The 14,851-nt window shown below is 72.8% G+C and carries 17 protein-coding genes; 7 read left to right on the top strand and 10 right to left on the bottom strand.

Annotated features, from left to right (window positions below; translation table 11 throughout):
• Positions 1–112 precede the first annotated feature (112 nt).
• Positions 113–622, top strand: a complete 510-nt coding sequence (locus ABD091_RS03970; protein ID WP_343915847.1) for an ArsR/SmtB family transcription factor — start codon at positions 113–115, stop codon at positions 620–622.
• Positions 619–1,857, top strand: a complete 1,239-nt coding sequence (locus ABD091_RS03975) for an MFS transporter (RefSeq protein ID WP_343915848.1) — start codon at positions 619–621, stop codon at positions 1,855–1,857. The genes ABD091_RS03970 and ABD091_RS03975 overlap by 4 nt, the downstream gene beginning before the upstream one ends.
• Here ABD091_RS03975 and ABD091_RS03980 read toward each other — a convergent pair.
• Both ABD091_RS03980 and ABD091_RS03985 read right to left on the bottom strand, forming a co-directional pair.
• Complete coding sequence (locus ABD091_RS03980) at positions 1,850–2,575, bottom strand: RDD family protein (protein ID WP_343915849.1); 726 nt, start codon at positions 2,573–2,575, stop codon at positions 1,850–1,852. The two genes, ABD091_RS03975 and ABD091_RS03980, sit on opposite strands and share 8 nt — an antisense overlap.
• Positions 2,572–3,114 (bottom strand): DUF1697 domain-containing protein, encoded by a 543-nt coding sequence (locus ABD091_RS03985; RefSeq protein WP_343915850.1) that lies wholly within the window; start codon positions 3,112–3,114, stop codon positions 2,572–2,574. The genes ABD091_RS03980 and ABD091_RS03985 overlap by 4 nt, the downstream gene beginning before the upstream one ends.
• Before the next feature lie 84 nt (positions 3,115–3,198).
• Here ABD091_RS03985 and ABD091_RS03990 point away from each other — a divergent pair, with 84 nt between their 5' ends.
• The 3 genes from ABD091_RS03990 to ABD091_RS04000 all read left to right on the top strand — a co-directional run bounded on the left by ABD091_RS03990 (position 3,199) and on the right by ABD091_RS04000 (position 5,802).
• Positions 3,199–3,630: a MarR family winged helix-turn-helix transcriptional regulator gene (locus ABD091_RS03990; RefSeq protein WP_343915851.1), complete on the top strand. Its 432-nt coding sequence runs from the start codon at positions 3,199–3,201 to the stop codon at positions 3,628–3,630.
• Complete coding sequence (locus tag ABD091_RS03995) at positions 3,627–4,862, top strand: MFS transporter (protein WP_343915852.1); 1,236 nt, start codon at positions 3,627–3,629, stop codon at positions 4,860–4,862. Before ABD091_RS03990 ends, ABD091_RS03995 begins: the two co-directional genes overlap by 4 nt.
• Positions 4,863–5,037: 175 nt before the next feature.
• Positions 5,038–5,802, top strand: a complete 765-nt coding sequence (locus tag ABD091_RS04000; RefSeq protein WP_343915853.1) for an RDD family protein — start codon at positions 5,038–5,040, stop codon at positions 5,800–5,802.
• A 188-nt stretch (positions 5,803–5,990) separates the two neighbouring features.
• Here the strand turns inward: ABD091_RS04000 and ABD091_RS04005 are convergent, their stop codons facing one another.
• From ABD091_RS04005 to hppD, 3 genes are all read right to left on the bottom strand, one after another.
• Complete coding sequence (locus tag ABD091_RS04005) at positions 5,991–7,565, bottom strand: chaplin family protein (RefSeq protein ID WP_343915854.1); 1,575 nt, start codon at positions 7,563–7,565, stop codon at positions 5,991–5,993.
• A gap of 67 nt (positions 7,566–7,632) precedes the next feature.
• Positions 7,633–8,412, bottom strand: a complete 780-nt coding sequence (locus ABD091_RS04010) for a hypothetical protein (RefSeq protein WP_343915855.1) — start codon at positions 8,410–8,412, stop codon at positions 7,633–7,635.
• 147 nt (positions 8,413–8,559) lie between these two features.
• Entirely contained in the window at positions 8,560–9,771 is a 1,212-nt protein-coding gene (gene hppD, locus ABD091_RS04015) for a 4-hydroxyphenylpyruvate dioxygenase (RefSeq protein WP_343915856.1), read from the bottom strand.
• Between the two features lie 80 nt (positions 9,772–9,851).
• Between hppD and ABD091_RS04020 the strand changes: the two genes are divergently transcribed.
• Positions 9,852–10,304, top strand: a complete 453-nt coding sequence (locus tag ABD091_RS04020; protein ID WP_343915857.1) for an Lrp/AsnC family transcriptional regulator — start codon at positions 9,852–9,854, stop codon at positions 10,302–10,304.
• Here ABD091_RS04020 and ABD091_RS04025 read toward each other — a convergent pair.
• Positions 10,301–10,822 (bottom strand): PaaI family thioesterase, encoded by a 522-nt coding sequence (locus tag ABD091_RS04025; RefSeq protein WP_343915858.1) that lies wholly within the window; start codon positions 10,820–10,822, stop codon positions 10,301–10,303. The genes ABD091_RS04020 and ABD091_RS04025 overlap by 4 nt on opposite strands.
• Positions 10,823–10,876: 54 nt before the next feature.
• Here ABD091_RS04025 and ABD091_RS04030 point away from each other — a divergent pair, with 54 nt between their 5' ends.
• The gene (locus ABD091_RS04030) at positions 10,877–11,350 is read left to right on the top strand and encodes a winged helix-turn-helix transcriptional regulator (RefSeq protein ID WP_343915859.1); all 474 of its coding nucleotides are present in this window, start codon (positions 10,877–10,879) and stop codon (positions 11,348–11,350) included.
• A 12-nt stretch (positions 11,351–11,362) separates the two neighbouring features.
• Here the strand turns inward: ABD091_RS04030 and ABD091_RS04035 are convergent, their stop codons facing one another.
• The 4 genes from ABD091_RS04035 to ABD091_RS04050 all read right to left on the bottom strand — a co-directional run bounded on the left by ABD091_RS04035 (position 11,363) and on the right by ABD091_RS04050 (position 14,747).
• Entirely contained in the window at positions 11,363–11,998 is a 636-nt protein-coding gene (locus tag ABD091_RS04035) for an IclR family transcriptional regulator (protein WP_343915860.1), read from the bottom strand.
• A 35-nt stretch (positions 11,999–12,033) separates the two neighbouring features.
• Positions 12,034–13,722 carry a DEAD/DEAH box helicase gene (locus tag ABD091_RS04040; protein ID WP_379189194.1) on the bottom strand — a complete coding sequence of 563 codons (1,689 nt, stop codon included), beginning with the start codon at positions 13,720–13,722 and terminating at the stop codon, positions 12,034–12,036.
• A gap of 95 nt (positions 13,723–13,817) precedes the next feature.
• On the bottom strand, positions 13,818–14,099 hold the full coding sequence (locus tag ABD091_RS04045) for a DUF3039 domain-containing protein (RefSeq protein WP_343915861.1): 282 nt from the start codon (positions 14,097–14,099) through the stop codon (positions 13,818–13,820).
• An 81-nt stretch (positions 14,100–14,180) separates the two neighbouring features.
• On the bottom strand, positions 14,181–14,747 hold the full coding sequence (locus tag ABD091_RS04050; RefSeq protein WP_343915862.1) for a YqgE/AlgH family protein: 567 nt from the start codon (positions 14,745–14,747) through the stop codon (positions 14,181–14,183).
• Positions 14,748–14,851 lie beyond the last annotated feature (104 nt).

Consider the following 14,851-nt stretch of genomic DNA (forward strand, 5'->3'; position numbering starts at 1 on the left):
CTAGCCCGTGGGAAGCGCATCGGATCCGACGTTAGCCAGCAACCCTCCAACAACCCTTTGACAGTCGAGCAGTGCGCGGGCCATACTCCCCAAGAGTTCTTGGAGGGTTGACATGACTGACGACGCGACCCAGGCCCTGCGCGCCACCGCCCACCCGGTGCGGCTGCAGATCCTCAGCCTGTTGACCGGCACCGAGATGAGTGCCGCCGAGGTCGCGCGCGAGCTCGACCTCACCCACGCCAACGCCAGCTATCACCTCCGCCAGCTGCTCGAGGCGGGCCAGCTCGTCGTGGCCTCGGAGGAGGTGATCCGGGGCGGGGTGGCCAAGCGCTACCGCCACCCGTGGGACCAGGAGCACCGCACCGCCCGCAATCCTGAGGAGCGTCAGGCCTGGGTGAGGGCCATGGCCGCCGAGCTCGTCCGGCGCACGTCGGCCGCCGCCGGGACGCCCGGCAACTTCACCGACGCCGAGCTCTGGGTCAGCCCTGAGGTGTTCGAGGAGGTGAAGGCGCTGCTCAAGCAGTGCTCCAACCGACTGCACGGCGCTGCCCGGCCGCCGCGCTCCGAGGGAACCGTCAAGGTCGCGATGACCTCGGCGATCTTCGAGATGGACCCCTCGTGAGTTGGCGCGACGGCGCTCTGGCGCCGTTGCGCGACCGCAGGTTCCGCTGGTTCTTCGCCTCGCAGGCCGTCGACCTGTGGGGGACGACGATGGCCCCCGTCGCGCTGGCCTTCGCCGTGCTGGCGATCGACGACAGCGCGACGGCCCTCGGCCAGGTGCTGGCCGCCCGCAGCATCCCGACGGTGCTCCTGCTGCTCGCGGGCGGCGTGATCGCCGACCGGGTCGGGCGACGGCTGGTCATCCAGGTGTCCAACGGGGTGTCGGCCATCTCCCAGGGGACGGCCGCTGCGCTGGTGATCACCGGCCACGCCGAGCTGTGGCACCTCGCCGTGATCGCCGCGGTCAACGGCACCGCCGACGCCGCGAACTTCCCGGCGACCCAGGGGATGGTGCCCCAGCTGGTCCCGCGGTCCCAGCTCCAGGCCGCCAACGCCCTGCTCGCCACGACCCGCGGTGCCCTGCTCGCCGTCGGCCCGACCACGGCCGCGGCGCTCGTGGTGACCGTCGGGCCCGGCTGGGCGCTCGCCGTCGACGCCCTCACGTGGTTCGTCGCCCTGCTGCTGCTCCTGCCGGTGCGCATCCCACCACCGGTCCGCGAGGCCGCCACCAGCGTGCTCCACGACCTGCGCGAGGGGTGGAGCCTGTTCCGGGGCACGGCCTGGCTCTGGCAGGTGGTCTTGGCGTTCGCGCTCCTCAACGCGATCATCGCCGGCGCCTGGCACACGCTGGGACCGCCGCGAGCCCTCGACACCATCGGTGCCGTGGGATGGGGCTACGTCCTCTCGGCGTTCGCCGTCGGGCTGGTCGCCGGCGGTCTCGTCATGATGCGCGTGCGCATCCGACGTCCACTGCGGGCCGGGATGCTGGGGGTGTCGTTGTTCGCCGCTCCCCTGCTGATGCTCGGCCTCGAGCCCGTCCTGCCGCTGCTGATGACCGGCGCCTTCGTCGCCGGGGTCGGGATGGAGCTCTTCGGGGTCGGGTGGAGCCTCGCGATGCAGGAGAACATCGCCGAGGACAAGCTCTCGCGCGCCTTCTCCTACGACGCCCTCGGCTCGCTCGTCGCCGTGCCCGTCGGCCAGGTCGTCGTCGGACCGCTGGCTGCCTGGCTGGGCCTGCGCCCCGTCCTCGTCGGCGCCGCGGCGGCCTACGCGCTGATCTGCCTCGCGACGCTCGGGTCGCGTGCCGTGCGCACGCTCGAGCGCGCCCCGGCCGAGGACCCGGCTCCGGTCAGGTGACCGTCGGCCGGACCACCACGGTGCCGGCGACCTGGTCGTGCCACGGTCGGCGCAGGTGGTCCTGCTGCATCCGGTAGGCGTCGAGCCCGAGGAGCGCAGCCCCGAACAGCTGCGAACCCGGGAACATCACGAAGAGGACGCCGCCGCCCCCGGCGAGCGCCCGCCGGAACGCGGTCGAGGAGTCGAGGCCGGCCGGCGCCCCGGGGGACGGCTCGAGGCGGCGTACCCCCAGGCCGAGCATGCGCTTGCCGAGGCTCGGCATCGGGCGGGTGAGCACCAGCCACTGGTAGCCGAGCCAGAGGCCGCCGATGACGAGCGGCCGGAGCGGGAAGCTGAACAGGCCGAAGGCGTCGAGGCCGGCGAGCTCCTCGACGAGCAGCCGGGCACCGGCCAGGAAGCCCAGCAGGACCGACGCGACGAACCAGACCAGCACGACGTCGATGGCGTAGGCGCCGAGGCGCTGGCCGAGCGGCGCCAGCGGCGTGCCGTCGGGGAGCGCGGTCGGGGTGGTCGTGGCCGGCGCCGTCGGGGCGGTCGGCTCGGCGGCGTACGACGCGGGCGCGGCGCCCCACACCGGCTCCTCCACAGGAGGCGGTGCCGGGTCGGCGGGCCGCTGGCGCGTATGGGCCGTCCACGAGTAGCCGTTCCACCAGCGCTCGGCACCGGGCGTCTGGTCCTGCGGGTCGGCGTACCAGCCCTCGGGGACCTGGCCGTTCACCGGCCGCACCACTTCGCGGCGACGGCCCGGATGACGGTCGCGTTGCGGTTGGTCGCGACGCCGAGCGCCTTCTCGACCTCGGCGTTCGTGAGTCCCGCGGTGTGGTAGTCGCCGTCGACGAGCAGGTGGACGGCGCGCCCGCGCACGACGGCGCGCTCACCCTCACCACCGCCGGCCTCGATGACCCTGCGGCCGGCGGCGCTCGGCTCCTGCTTGAGCAGCGAGACGTAGTGGCGGCCGCCCTCGGCGAGGTCGGCGCCGAGCTCGTCGGCGTCGTCGGCGACCTGCACCAGCTCGGACGGCGTCAGAACGATCGTCGGGACGGCGAACCCGCGGTCGGCCTCGTAGGCGGCCTCGAGGTCCGCCTCGACCTTGGCGCGTGAGCGACGGGTGCTGGTCAGCAGCACGTTGCCGGTGTTGATGTGGGTGGCCACATCGGTCCCTCCGGCCCTCTCGGTCGCGGCCACGATCGCGTCCTTCGGGAACTTCCGGGTCGCCCCCAGGTTGATCGCGCGCAGGAACGCGACATAGGTCGGCATGGGCTCATCCTGCCCGACCGGCCACCGGTCGACGGGAGCGACGCGACTGGATTTCCATAGGGTCCCTATGTAACGTGGGAGGACGTGAGCGACGACGACCTCGAGGAGCTGGGCAGCGAGCTGGTGGTGCTGGCCGCACGGCTGGTCCGCGCCGTACGCCGCGACCTCGACCAACCCGCTGGCGTCCGCGTGCTCTCGTTGCTCGACCAGCACGGCCCGCGCGGCGTCTCCGAGCTCGCCGCCGCCGACAGCTGCTCCCAGCCGACGATGTCGGGCACCGTCACCACGCTCGTCGACCTCGGCTGGGTGACCAAGACCCAGGACCCGCGCGACGCGCGCGTGCTCCGGGTCGGCCTCACCGACGCGGGCCGCGCCCACCTCGCCGCCGTACGCCGCACGCACGGCCGGGCCGTCGCCGACCGGCTGGCCGCCCACGACCGCTCCCCCGCCGATGTCGCCGCCGCCGTGGCCGTCCTGCGCGACGTCCTCGACCCACCCCAGGAAGGACCCCGTTGACCTCCACGTCCGCCCCGACCAGCTCGCTCCGCCGCTTCCTCGACCAACCACGCGCCGTGTGGGCTGTGGCGTTCGCCTGCGTCATCGCCTTCATGGGCATCGGCCTGGTCGACCCGATCCTCAAGCCGATCGCCGACCAGCTCGGCGCGTCGCCCAGCCAGGTGTCCCTGCTGTTCACCAGCTACATGGCGGTGATGGGCGTGGCGATGCTGGTCACCGGCGTCGTGTCGAGCCGGCTGGGCGCCAAGCGCACGCTGATGGCGGGGCTGGCCCTGATCATCGTCTTCTCGGCGCTGGCGGGGCTCTCCGACTCGATCGGCGCGATCGTCGGCTTCCGCGCCGGGTGGGGCCTCGGCAACGCCCTCTTCATCGCCACTGCGCTGTCGACCATCGTGATGGCCGCCCGCGGCGGCACGGCCCGCGCGATCATCCTCTTCGAGGCGGCCCTGGGACTCGGCATCGCGACCGGGCCGTTGCTCGGTGGCGCGCTCGGCTCGGTCTCGTGGCGGGCACCGTTCCTCGGCGTGTCCGTGCTGATGGCCGTCGCCCTGGTCGCGACCGCCGTCCTGCTGCCGGCCACGCCCCCGGCGCCGCGGCGGACCAGCCTCGCCGACCCCTTCCGCGCGCTGCGCCACCGGGGACTGCTCGTGCTCGCCGTGACCGCGCTGTTCTACAACATGGGCTTCTTCACCTTGCTCGCCTTCACCCCCTTCCCGCTGGACATGAGCGCCCATCAGGTCGGGCTGGTGTTCTTCGGCTGGGGCCTGCTCCTGGCGTTCACGTCGGTCTGGGCGGCGCCGCTCCTCCAGCGTCGCTTCGGCGCGGTGCCGACCCTGCTCGGCGCCCTCACGCTCTTCACCCTCGACCTCGTGATGATGGCTCTGCTGACCGACCACCGGGCCGCGCTCGTCGTCGGCGTCGTCGTCGCGGGCGCGTTCCTCGGCGTGGTCAACACCGTCATCACCGAGGCCGTCATGGGTGCGGCCCCGGTCGAGCGGCCGGTCGCGTCGGCGGCCTACTCCTTCGTCCGGTTCTCCGGCGGGGCGGTCGCCCCCTGGGCCGCCGGCCGGCTCGGCGAGGAGTACTCCGCACACGTCCCCTTCTGGATGGGCGCCGGCTGCGTGGCGGTGGCGGTGCTGGTGCTCGCGCTGGGCGCTCGTCACCTCCGACCCGCAGCGGCCCCGTCCGCGACCGAGCAGGCCGAGGACGAGCTCGTCGGCGACCTGACCTGAGCCGGCGGTCGGTCCGCCCGACGTCGTCGCGCCTCTGCGGGCGGGGCCACCGGACGGCGTACGGTTCCGGCCATGCCGTGCGACTACTGCGGTCGGGAGTTCGACCCGATCTCCACCCGGTGGCTGTGTCCGCACTGCCACATGAAGGCCAACTGCTGCGACGGCGCGCCGCTCGGTGAGTGACGCGGGCGGGGGTCCGGCGGCCGGGTGGTACGCCGACCCCGGCGCATCGCCCGGGTCCGGGGTCGTGCGCTGGTGGGACGGCTCCGCGTGGACCGACCACGTCGCCGGCGGCGCGCCGGCTCCGTACGCCGCGGGCCGGGTCGGTCCGGCGACACCGGACGGCCAGGAGCTGGCCGGATGGTGGCGGCGCGTGGCCGCGTTCGTGCTCGACAGCATCGTGGGCGTGATCGCCGCGCTGCCGTTCACGCTGCCTGCGCAGATCTCCGTCCAGCGGGAGATGCTGGCGCAGCAGGAGGACCTGATGCGCCGGATCGAGGCCGGCGAGACCGTGTCGCCGGGCGACTTCTTCGCGTTGTGGACGACCGGCTATGCCGACCACTGGGTGCTGCTCATCGTCGCCCCGGCCGTGGTCGTGCTGGTCTACCACGCCCTCTTCCTCCGCTGGCGTGGCCGGACGCCCGGCAAGATGGCGCTCGGGCTGCGGGTACGGCCGCGGACCGAGGACGGGCGACTCGGCTGGTCGGTCATCGCCCGACGGCTCGCCGTGCAGTTCCTGCTCGTCCAGCTGCTGCAGGTCGCGGTCTTCGTCGGCGGGTCGCTGGCGGTCGCGGTGGTGGCGTGGCTGGCGGTATTGGTGTTCAGCCTCGCCGACCCGCTGTGCGCGCTGGGCGTGCGTCGCCAGACGATCCACGACCGTGCCGCCGGCACCGTCGTGGTGCGCGACGACGCCTCCGTCGGGGCGCCCTACCGCTCCTGACCCCGCGACGTGCCCCGGAGGGAGCCGGGCACGTCACGGGGCAGGGCCGGTCCGGCCCGGCCGACGCGGCTGCGGCGGACCGGACCGGCGACCAACCCTCGGCCCCCGCAGCGCCACGCCCAGGGGGGAGCGGGCGCGGCGCGCGGTGCTGGGGGGCAGCGGGAGCCGCGGGAAGCAGTGGTCAGCGCTCAGGTGCGGGTGACCCAGGACCTCCTCCCCGCCAGGGCCACGCAGAGCGCACCCAGCAGCAGCATCAGCAGCGGACCCGCGGGCCACGACGCGGGCGCCGCCGGGCTCGCGGCCCGGAGGCCGGCGGACACCGCCGTCGGTGCGCGGGGCGCGGCCACGAGGGCCCCGGCTCGCACCTGGCCCGGCAGGACGTCGGTGTCGCCCGGAGAGTCGTCACCGCCGTCCTGTCCGCCCGGGCCATCACCCGGGCCGTCGCCGTCACCGTCGTCACCGTCGTCGCCGTCCCCCGGGTCCTGACCCGGACCTTCGTCGGTCGAGTCGTTGGCGTTGCCGTCACCGATCACGGTGATCTGGTCGCCGATGACGTCGACCGGCACCGTCGGGTCGACCACGGTCTGGTTTCCCGACCCGACACCGTCCTCGCCGGACGTGTCACCGGTCCCCGATCCGCCGGTCCCGTCACCTTCGCCGCCCGAGGACGTCGAGTCGTTGGTGTTGCCGTCACCGATCACGGTCACCTGGTTGCCGATGACATCGACCGGCACCGTCGGGTCGAGCACGGTCTGGTTGCCCGACCCGACACCACCCTCACCGGACGTGTCACCGGTCCCCGATCCGCCGGTCCCATCGCCCTCGCCCCCCGAAGACGAGTCGTTGGCGTTGCCGTCACCGATCACGGTCACCTGGTTGCCCGTCGCGTCGACCGGGACCATCGGGTCGAGCACGGTCTGGTTGCCCGACCCGACACCACCCTCACCGGACGTGTCGCCCGGCGTACCGCCGTCGGCCGCGTCCTCGCCGCACGACGACCCGCTCCCGGACGACGACGACTGGTTGTCGTCGCCGACGACCGTGAGCTGGTTGCCCGTCGCGGTGACGGGCACGCAGACGTCGAGCGAGGTCTGGTTCCCCGAGACGAGGCCGTCCTCACCGGAGGTCTCGCCGGGCGCACGCTCCTTCGCGCCGCACGTCGCTCCTGATCCTCCGGACGAGGCGCGGTTGTCGTCGCCGACGCCGGTCACCTGGTTGCCGGAGACGGTGACCGGCACGCAGATGTCGATCGACGTCTGGTTGCCGGAACCGACGCCGTCCTCGCCTGACGTCGCGCCGGCGTCCCCGACGGTGACGGACTCACAGGCATCACGGGAGCCGCCCGACGAGCCCTGGTTGCCGTCACCGACGAGGGTGACCTGGTTGCCGTCCGCGGTGACCGGCGCGCAGGCCGACACGGTCGTCTGGTTGCCGGACAGCACGCCGTCCTCACCGGAGGTGTCGTCCGGTGCTGCTGCGGGACGGGGTGCTGGGGCCGCCGGCGCACCGGCGGTCGTGGAGTGGTTCTGGTTGTGCCTGCCCAGTGCGGTGACCTGGTTGCCGACCGCCCGTACGGGCGCCTCGAGGTCCAGGTCCGTCTGGTTGCCGGAGCCGATTCCTCCGGCTCCGTCGGTGGAGCCGAGGACTGCGAGGCCCTGGTCTCCCGTGTCTGCCGAGGCAGAGGTGGCGGTGGCGACGCCGAGGAGGACGAATCCTCCGGCGAAGAGCCCGCTCACCACGCCACGGCGCAGTGCCGCGTTCATGGTTCTCTCCTGAAGGGTCTGGGGTCGTCAGCGACCGGACGGTCGCTGGGGATCGACGACGACCAGCTCAGTCAGGTGAGAATCCCGGCGACGAGGCCGGTGACAGCACAACTCGACTGCGTGCCGCAGCCGGGACGGCGACGCCCACCGGCGCCGTGAGTACGACGCGGTCGACCGCGTCGGCGGCGGCACCCGCACCGCCGCTGCCCGAGGGGCTGGCGGTGTCGGACGGGGCCACGTCGTCGAGGTGGAGCGCCGGCGCCCGGGCGGCCGACTCGGACGTGAGCGACCCGGAGCCGCTCGCCGACGGCGCCGTCGCCAGCCCCACGGTGGGTCCGACGGCGGACCCGACCGTGACGGCCGGAGCCGTCCGGTGGTCGGTCCGCGGTCGGTGCCGCACCCGTTCCACGGCCCTGGCAGGGAGCTGGTGCTCGACCTGCTGCGTGGGGGGCTGGGCCTGGTGGGGGGCCGGCTCCGGCGCCGGGTCGGCGGGAGCATCGGTGTGGCCGGCGACGGCCTCGACGGTGTCGCGGACGGTCCGGGCGACGGGCTGGTCGACGACCTGCCCGACGGTGGTGGCGGCCCGGTCGACGGTGGTGGTCGCCGTGTCGGTGGCCGCGTCGACGACGGGCTTCACGGCCTCGGGAGCAGCGTTGCGCACGGGCCGGGCGACGGTGTCGACGGCCGTGCGGGTGGTGTCGGCGAGGGTGCCGGCGAGCTGGCCGACCGCGTCGCGGTCCGCGGGAACGGGAGCCTCGTCGGCAGCGGCCGGGGAGCTGCCGAGGAGCAGCCAGAGGCACGCGGCACCGAGCACGCCCGCGGCGTACCCGAGAACTCGTGCCCACATGCCCACTGCAACCCCCGTTGCCTCGTCAGGAAGATCCTGCGCTGTCTCCATGGACCCACAGCCGGTCCAGACCAACAAGGCGGAGTCTCGGATACGGCACACCCCCGGTCGGTGACCGACCGGGGGTGTGCAGGAGGAGCGGAGGGATCAGAGGTTGCCGCGGCGGTCCTGCTCGCGCTCGATCGCCTCGAAGAGCGCCTTGAAGTTGCCCTTGCCGAAGCCCAGGGAGCCGTGGCGCTCGATGAACTCGTAGAACACCGTCGGCCGGTCGCCCATCGGCTTGGTGAAGATCTGGAGGAGGTAGCCGTCCTCGTCGCGGTCGACGAGGATCTTGCGCTTCTTCAGCTCCTCGATCGGCACCCGGACGTCACCGATCCGGGCGCGCAGCGCCGGGTCGTCGTAGTAGGAGTCGGGGGTCTCGAGGAACTCGATGCCGTTGCCGCGCAGGACGTCGACGGTCGTGAGGATGTCGTTGGTCGCGAGCGCGATGTGCTGGCAGCCGGCACCGTCGTAGAACTCGAGGTACTCGTCGATCTGGGACTTCTTCTTCGCCACGGCCGGCTCGTTGAGCGGGAACTTCACGCGGTGGTTGCCGGAGGCGACGACCTTCGACATCAGCGCGGAGTAGTCGGTCGCGATGTCGTCGCCGATGAACTCGGCCATGTTGGTGAAGCCGAGGACGCGGTTGTAGAACGACACCCACTCGTCCATCCGGCCGAGCTCGACGTTGCCAACGCAGTGGTCGACGGCCTGGAAGAGCCGCTTCGGGTGGCCCTCGGGCCGGGTCACCCGGGTCTGGGCCACGACGTAGCCCGGGAGGTAGGGGCCGTCGTAGTTCGACCGGTCGACCAGGGTGTGGCGGGTCTCGCCGTAGGTCGCGATCGCGGCGGTCCGCACCGTGCCGTGCTCGTCGGACTCGTCGTGGGGCTCGACCAGGACGGTCGCTCCCTGGGCGCGGGCGTGCTCGATGCACTGGTCGACGTCGGCGACCTCGATCGCGAGGTCGACCACGCCGTCGCCGTGCTTGCGGTGGTGGTCGAGGACCGGGCTGTCCGGCGTCACGCCGCCGGTGAAGACGAAGCGCGCCGAGCCCGAGCGCAGGACGTAGGACTTGGAGTCGCGGTGGCCGTTCTCGGGGCCGCGGTAGGCCTCGAGCTCCATGCCCAGGGCGAGCTGGTAGAAGGTCGCGGTCTGGGTGGCGTTGCCGACGACGAAGCAGACGGCGTCCTGGGCGACGACCGGGAAGGGGTCGTTGGTGGCGTCGTACTCGACGAGGCCGACGAGCTGCTTGAGCTGGTCGAGGGTCAGCCCCGCCTGCTCCTCTTCGTGGGTGAGCACGGTCAACGTCGAGTCAGTCATGCCTGCAGCCTGTCGAGATACGTCATTCTGTGCAACAGTACGACGAAACGCTGCACAACTTGCACACTCTCGGAGACACCATGGATGACCTGGACGGCAGATTGCTCGAGCTCTTCGCACACGAGCCCCGCATCGGCGTGCTGGAGGCGTCACGACAGCTCGGCGTCGCGCGCGGCACCGTGCAGGCCCGCCTCGACAAGCTGCTCGCGACCGGCGTCATCACCGGCTTCGGTCCGGAGCTCTCGACCGAGGCACTCGGCTATCCGGTGACCGCGTTCCTGACGCTGGAGATCCGACAGGGCGCCGGTCACGACACCGTCGCACGACACCTCGAACGGATCCCCGAGGTGCTCGAGGTCTTCACCATCACCGGCAGCGGCGACATGTGGGCGCGGGTCGTCGCCCGCTCCAACGCCGACCTCCAGCGCGTCATCGACCGGGTGCTCGCCGACGAGGCGATCGTCCGCTCCTCCACCGTCATCGCCCTCGCCACCCAGGTCCCCTACCGGGTCCTCCCCCTCGCCCTGAGCTAGGGAGCCGAGGCTGGCGGGAAGATCATGCAGGAGGAGGTGGCGTGGGCGACGAGCTTGCCGCGCTCGTCGGTGAGCTGGGCCTGGGCCAGCGCCGTACGCCGGCCGCGCTGGAGGAGGGTTCCCTCGCAGGTGAGCAGCCCCGAGTCGACGGTGACCGGGCGCAGGAACTTCACGGTGAGGTCGAGCGAGGTGTAGGCCTCCCCCACGGCCAGCGTCGAGTGGACGGCGCAGGCGGCCGCCGTGTCGAGCAGCGTGGAGATCACGCCGCCGTGGACGCCGCCGAGCGGGTTGTAGTGGAACTCCGCGGCCGGCATCTCCACGACCACCCGACCGCGCTCGGCACGCAGGTCGGTGACGCCGAGCGTCGCCATGATCGGCGGCGGCGGGAGCGTGCCCTCACGGATGGCGTGGAGCTGCGCGAGCCCGTCGGACCCGGCCAGCGAGGCGAGGTCCCCCTGCCCGGGCACGGCCCACTCGTGGGTGCGCGACTCGGTGCGGAAGGGCTGGGTCTGCGTCATGGATCGAGCATCGCGTCCTTGCCTGAGTCTGTCAACCAGACCTAGCATGTGCGGATGGCCACACCGCCCGCCCTCGCCTTCTCGACCGACAACTGCACCATCGGTCGCGCGATGGGCGTCCTCGGTGAGCGGTGGACCTTCGTGGTGATCCGCGAGGTCGCCAACGGCATCCGTCGCTTCGACGACATGCGCCGCCACACCGGGATGCCCCGCCAGGTACTCACCGACCGGCTCGCGGTGCTCGTCGACCACGACATCCTGCGGCGTGTCCCCTACCGGGAGGACGGACAGCGCGAGCGCCACGAGTACCGGCTGACCGAGAAGGGCTTCGGCCTCTTCCCGGTCATGGTCGCCGTCGCCGCGTGGGGTGATCGCTGGTACGCCGACGACGACGGGCCGCCCGTGGAGTTCGTCCACCGCGGCTGCGACTCCCCCGTCCACGTCGAGGTCCGTTGCGACGACGGCCACCACATCGCAGAGCCGCGCGAGATCGCGGCCCGGCCGGGCCCCGGGATCCGGCCCGCCTGAGGACGTCCGCGGTCAGCGGAGCCGGTCGGCGAGCCGGTCGGCCGCCTCGGCCACGAGCGGGCCGATCTTCTCGACGTCCATGTCGACCAGGGTCACCACGCCGACGCTCGCCTCGAGCCCGCCGACACCCCGGACGGGAGCCGCGAGCCCCCGGGCGCCCGGCTCGAGCTCACCCGAGGTCGCGACGTAGGGCGGCCCGTCGGGCTCGCGCAGCACGAGGATCGCCTTGCCCGCCGCACCCCTCGTCAGCGGGTGGCGTGCCCCGACGCGATAGCTGACGTGGAAGTCGGTCCACGACGGCTCGATGACCGCGAGCGCGAGCGCCTCGTCGCCCTCGGCGACGGTGAGGTGGGCGGTGCAGCCCACCCGCTCGGCGAGCTGGCGCAGGACCGGGATCGCGACGTCGCGCAGCACCGGCTGGACGGCGGTGGCGAGGTGGAGGACGCCGAGGCCGACGTGGAGCCGGCCCTGCCCGTCACGACGGACGAGCGAGTGCTGCTCGAGCGTCGAGACGAGTCGGTAGACGACCGTGCGGTTGATGCCGAGCGTCTCCGACAGCGCGGTCACGGTCAGCCCCTGCGGCGCGGCGGCCAGCACCATCAGCACCCGGATGCCCCGGTCGAGGGTCTGGCTCGTCTCGGCAGCCATCCTCGAACTCTAGCGATCTCCGGGCCGACGCGTGGTCAGCTCGTACGGCGAGCGGCCCACTCACGCAGCCGGTCGATCCGCAGCCGCAGCTGGTCGGCGTTGGCGATGGCGGCCGCCGGGCCGCCGCAGTCCTTGCGCAGCTGGGAGTGGGTCGCGCCGTGGGGCTGCCCGGTCCGGTGGTGCCAGGCGGCGACGAGGCCGTTGAGCTCGCGGCGCAGCACCGCGAGCTGCTCGTGGGTCGTGACCTCCTCGGTCACCGGGTCCGACGCCGCCGACTGCTGCTCCCGGGCCGTACGCCGCGACTGCTGGCGGCTGTGGAGCAGCTCGCGCACCTGGTCGGGCTCGAGCAGGCCGGGGATGCCGAGGAAGTCCATCTCCTCCTCGGACCCGACGTGGACCTCGCCGGCGTGGCCGAACTGGGCGCCGTCGTAGAGGACGTGGTCGAAACGGGCCTCCGACCCGAGCGCCTGGTAGCCGGGCAGCGCGAGCTCCTCGGAGGCGGCGTCACCGGCGTTGGCCTGGGCGAGCAGGTCGTTCTCGGCGGCGAAGATGTCGTCCTCGTCGGTGACCTTGCGGCCGAGGACGTGGTCGCGCTGGGCCTCGAGCTCGGAGGCGTAGCCGAGCAGCGTCGGGACCGACGGCAGGAACACCGAGGCGGTCTCCCCCTTCGCCCGGGCCCGGACGAAGCGGCCGACGGCCTGGGCGAAGAAGAGCGGCGTCGCGGTCGTGGTCGCCCACACCCCGACGGCGAGCCGGGGGACGTCGACGCCCTCGGACACCATCCGGACCGCGACCATCCACCGCTGGTCGTTGTCGCTGAACTCGGAGATCCGCTTCGACGCGGCCTTCTCGTCCGACAGCACGACGGCCGGCTTCTCACCGGAGATGTCGGCCAGCAGCTTGGCGTAGGCGCGCGCCGACTCCTGGTCGGAGGCGATGACCAGCCCGCCCGCGTCGGGGACGTGGCGGCGTACCTCCGAGAGCCGCTTGTCGGCGGCGGCGAGCACCGACGGCATCCACGACCCCTGTGGGTCGAGTGCCGTCCGCAGCGCCTGGGCGGTGAGGTCCTTGGTCAGCGGCTCCCCCAGGCGGGCCGCGACCTCGTCGCCGGCACGCGTGCGCCAGGTCATGTCGCCGGAGTAGGCGAGGAAGAGGACCGGCCGCACGACGTGGTCGGACAGCGCGTGGGCGTAGCCGTAGGTGTAGTCGGGGACGCTGACGAGGACGCCGGCTCCCTTCTCGGGGTCGGGCGCGTAGGTCACGAACGGGATCGGGTTGACGTCGGAGCGGAACGGCGTGCCGGTCAGCGCCAGTCGGCGGGTCGCGGGCTCGAAGGCCTCGCGGACGCCCTCGCCCCACGACAGTGCGTCGCCGGCGTGGTGGACCTCGTCGAGGATGACCAGCGTCTTGAACCGCTCGGTGCGGATCCGCATGGCGAGCGGATTGACCCCGACCCCGGCGTAGGTGACCGCGACGCCGACGAAGTCGGAGGAGGTCCGGCCCTTGCCGGCGGAGTAGGTCGGGTCGATCGGGATGCCGGCCCGGGCGGCGGCCTCGGCCCACTGGTTCTTGAGGTGCTCGGTCGGCGCGACGACGACGATCCGGTCGACGATGCGCCGCCCGATCAGCTCGCTGGCGACCGAGAGCGCGAAGGTCGTCTTGCCGGCCCCCGGGGTTGCGACGGCGAGGTAGTCGCGGGGAGCGCGTTCGAAGTAGTCGCGCATGGCAGCGGTCTGCCAGGCACGCAGGGAGGGCGCCGTCCCCCACGCAGCGCGGTCGGGCCACGCGGGTGAGAGGGGGACCGGCTCGAGCCGGTCACTCACTCGTCAGCGTCCCCGTCGCCGTCGTCGCCCTTGAACTTCTCCCAGATCTCCTTGCAGGAGGGGCAGACCGGGAACTTCTCCGGCGCCCGGCTGGGCACCCAGACCTTGCCGCACAGGGCGATGACGGGCGTGCCCATCACCATCGCCTCGGTGAGCTTGTCCTTGTCGACGTAGTGGGAAAAACGTTCGTGGTCGCCTGGATCGGTTGGACTGTCGGTCGGGACCGTACGACGGTCCTCGATCGTGTCCGTTCCGGTGCCGAATCCGAGGGTGCTCATGGTGGGACCAGCCTACGTCACCGGCGACCGGCCCGAAGCCCCCTCCACTCCGATCGGAGACATCGGCACTGTCGGTTGAGCTCAGTTGAGCTCGGGGTCGGCGGGTCGCGTGGAGTGCCAGGCGAGGTCGCCGGGCTGGCGGCGCAGGACGTCGCGCCACAGGCCGGTGGAGTCGTCGCGGAAGACGTCGGTCGGCGAGCCCGGGACGACGTACCAGCTGCCCTCCTCGATCTCGCCCGCCAGCTGCTCGGCGCCCCACCCGGCGTAGCCGGCGAAGATCCGCATGCCCGACAACGAACCCTCGACGAGCTCGACCGGCGTGTCGAGGTCGACGACCCCGAGCAGGTCGGCGACGCCGCGGAAGCCGACCGGGACGTCGTCGGCGTCACGCAGCCAGCCGACCGCGAGCGCCCCCTCGGTCGAGACCGGGCCGCCCTGGAAGAGGACCTCGGGCTCGGCGACCACGTCGCGCCACGCCTCGAGCACCTCGCTCACGGCGACCGGCGTCGGCCGGTTGAGCACGACCCCGAGGGCGCCGTCGTCGTCGACGTCGAGCAGCAGCACGACGGTCTCGGCGAAGTTGGGATCGATCAGCGCACGCGTGGCGACGAGCAGCATCCCGGCCCGGGGTCTCGCGTCGCTGGTCACGGGTCCATCATGCGACAGCCCCGCCCGACGCGGGTGGGATGCGCACCGGCCGGGAGGGAGGTGGCCGGTGCAGGGAGGTGCGTCGGGCGGGGCTGCCTGGTCTG

The organism is Nocardioides aestuarii, assembly GCF_039527245.1.
Classification (GTDB): domain Bacteria; phylum Actinomycetota; class Actinomycetes; order Propionibacteriales; family Nocardioidaceae; genus Nocardioides; species Nocardioides aestuarii.

Excerpts from the sequence above, each read along its gene's own strand:
- ABD091_RS03970 (WP_343915847.1), top strand. The coding sequence starts at position 113 with ATGACTGACGACGCGACCCAGGCCCTGCGCGCCACCGCCCACCCGGTG.
- ABD091_RS03985 (WP_343915850.1), bottom strand. The coding sequence starts at position 3,114 with ATGCCGACCTATGTCGCGTTCCTGCGCGCGATCAACCTGGGGGCGACC.
- ABD091_RS04005 (WP_343915854.1), bottom strand. The coding sequence starts at position 7,565 with ATGAACGCGGCACTGCGCCGTGGCGTGGTGAGCGGGCTCTTCGCCGGA.
- ABD091_RS04010 (WP_343915855.1), bottom strand. The coding sequence starts at position 8,412 with ATGTGGGCACGAGTTCTCGGGTACGCCGCGGGCGTGCTCGGTGCCGCG.
- hppD (WP_343915856.1), bottom strand. The coding sequence starts at position 9,771 with ATGACTGACTCGACGTTGACCGTGCTCACCCACGAAGAGGAGCAGGCG.
- ABD091_RS04020 (WP_343915857.1), top strand. The coding sequence starts at position 9,852 with ATGGATGACCTGGACGGCAGATTGCTCGAGCTCTTCGCACACGAGCCC.
- ABD091_RS04025 (WP_343915858.1), bottom strand. The coding sequence starts at position 10,822 with ATGACGCAGACCCAGCCCTTCCGCACCGAGTCGCGCACCCACGAGTGG.
- ABD091_RS04030 (WP_343915859.1), top strand. The coding sequence starts at position 10,877 with ATGGCCACACCGCCCGCCCTCGCCTTCTCGACCGACAACTGCACCATC.
- ABD091_RS04035 (WP_343915860.1), bottom strand. The coding sequence starts at position 11,998 with ATGGCTGCCGAGACGAGCCAGACCCTCGACCGGGGCATCCGGGTGCTG.
- ABD091_RS04040 (WP_379189194.1), bottom strand. The coding sequence starts at position 13,722 with ATGCGCGACTACTTCGAACGCGCTCCCCGCGACTACCTCGCCGTCGCA.
- ABD091_RS04045 (WP_343915861.1), bottom strand. The coding sequence starts at position 14,099 with ATGAGCACCCTCGGATTCGGCACCGGAACGGACACGATCGAGGACCGT.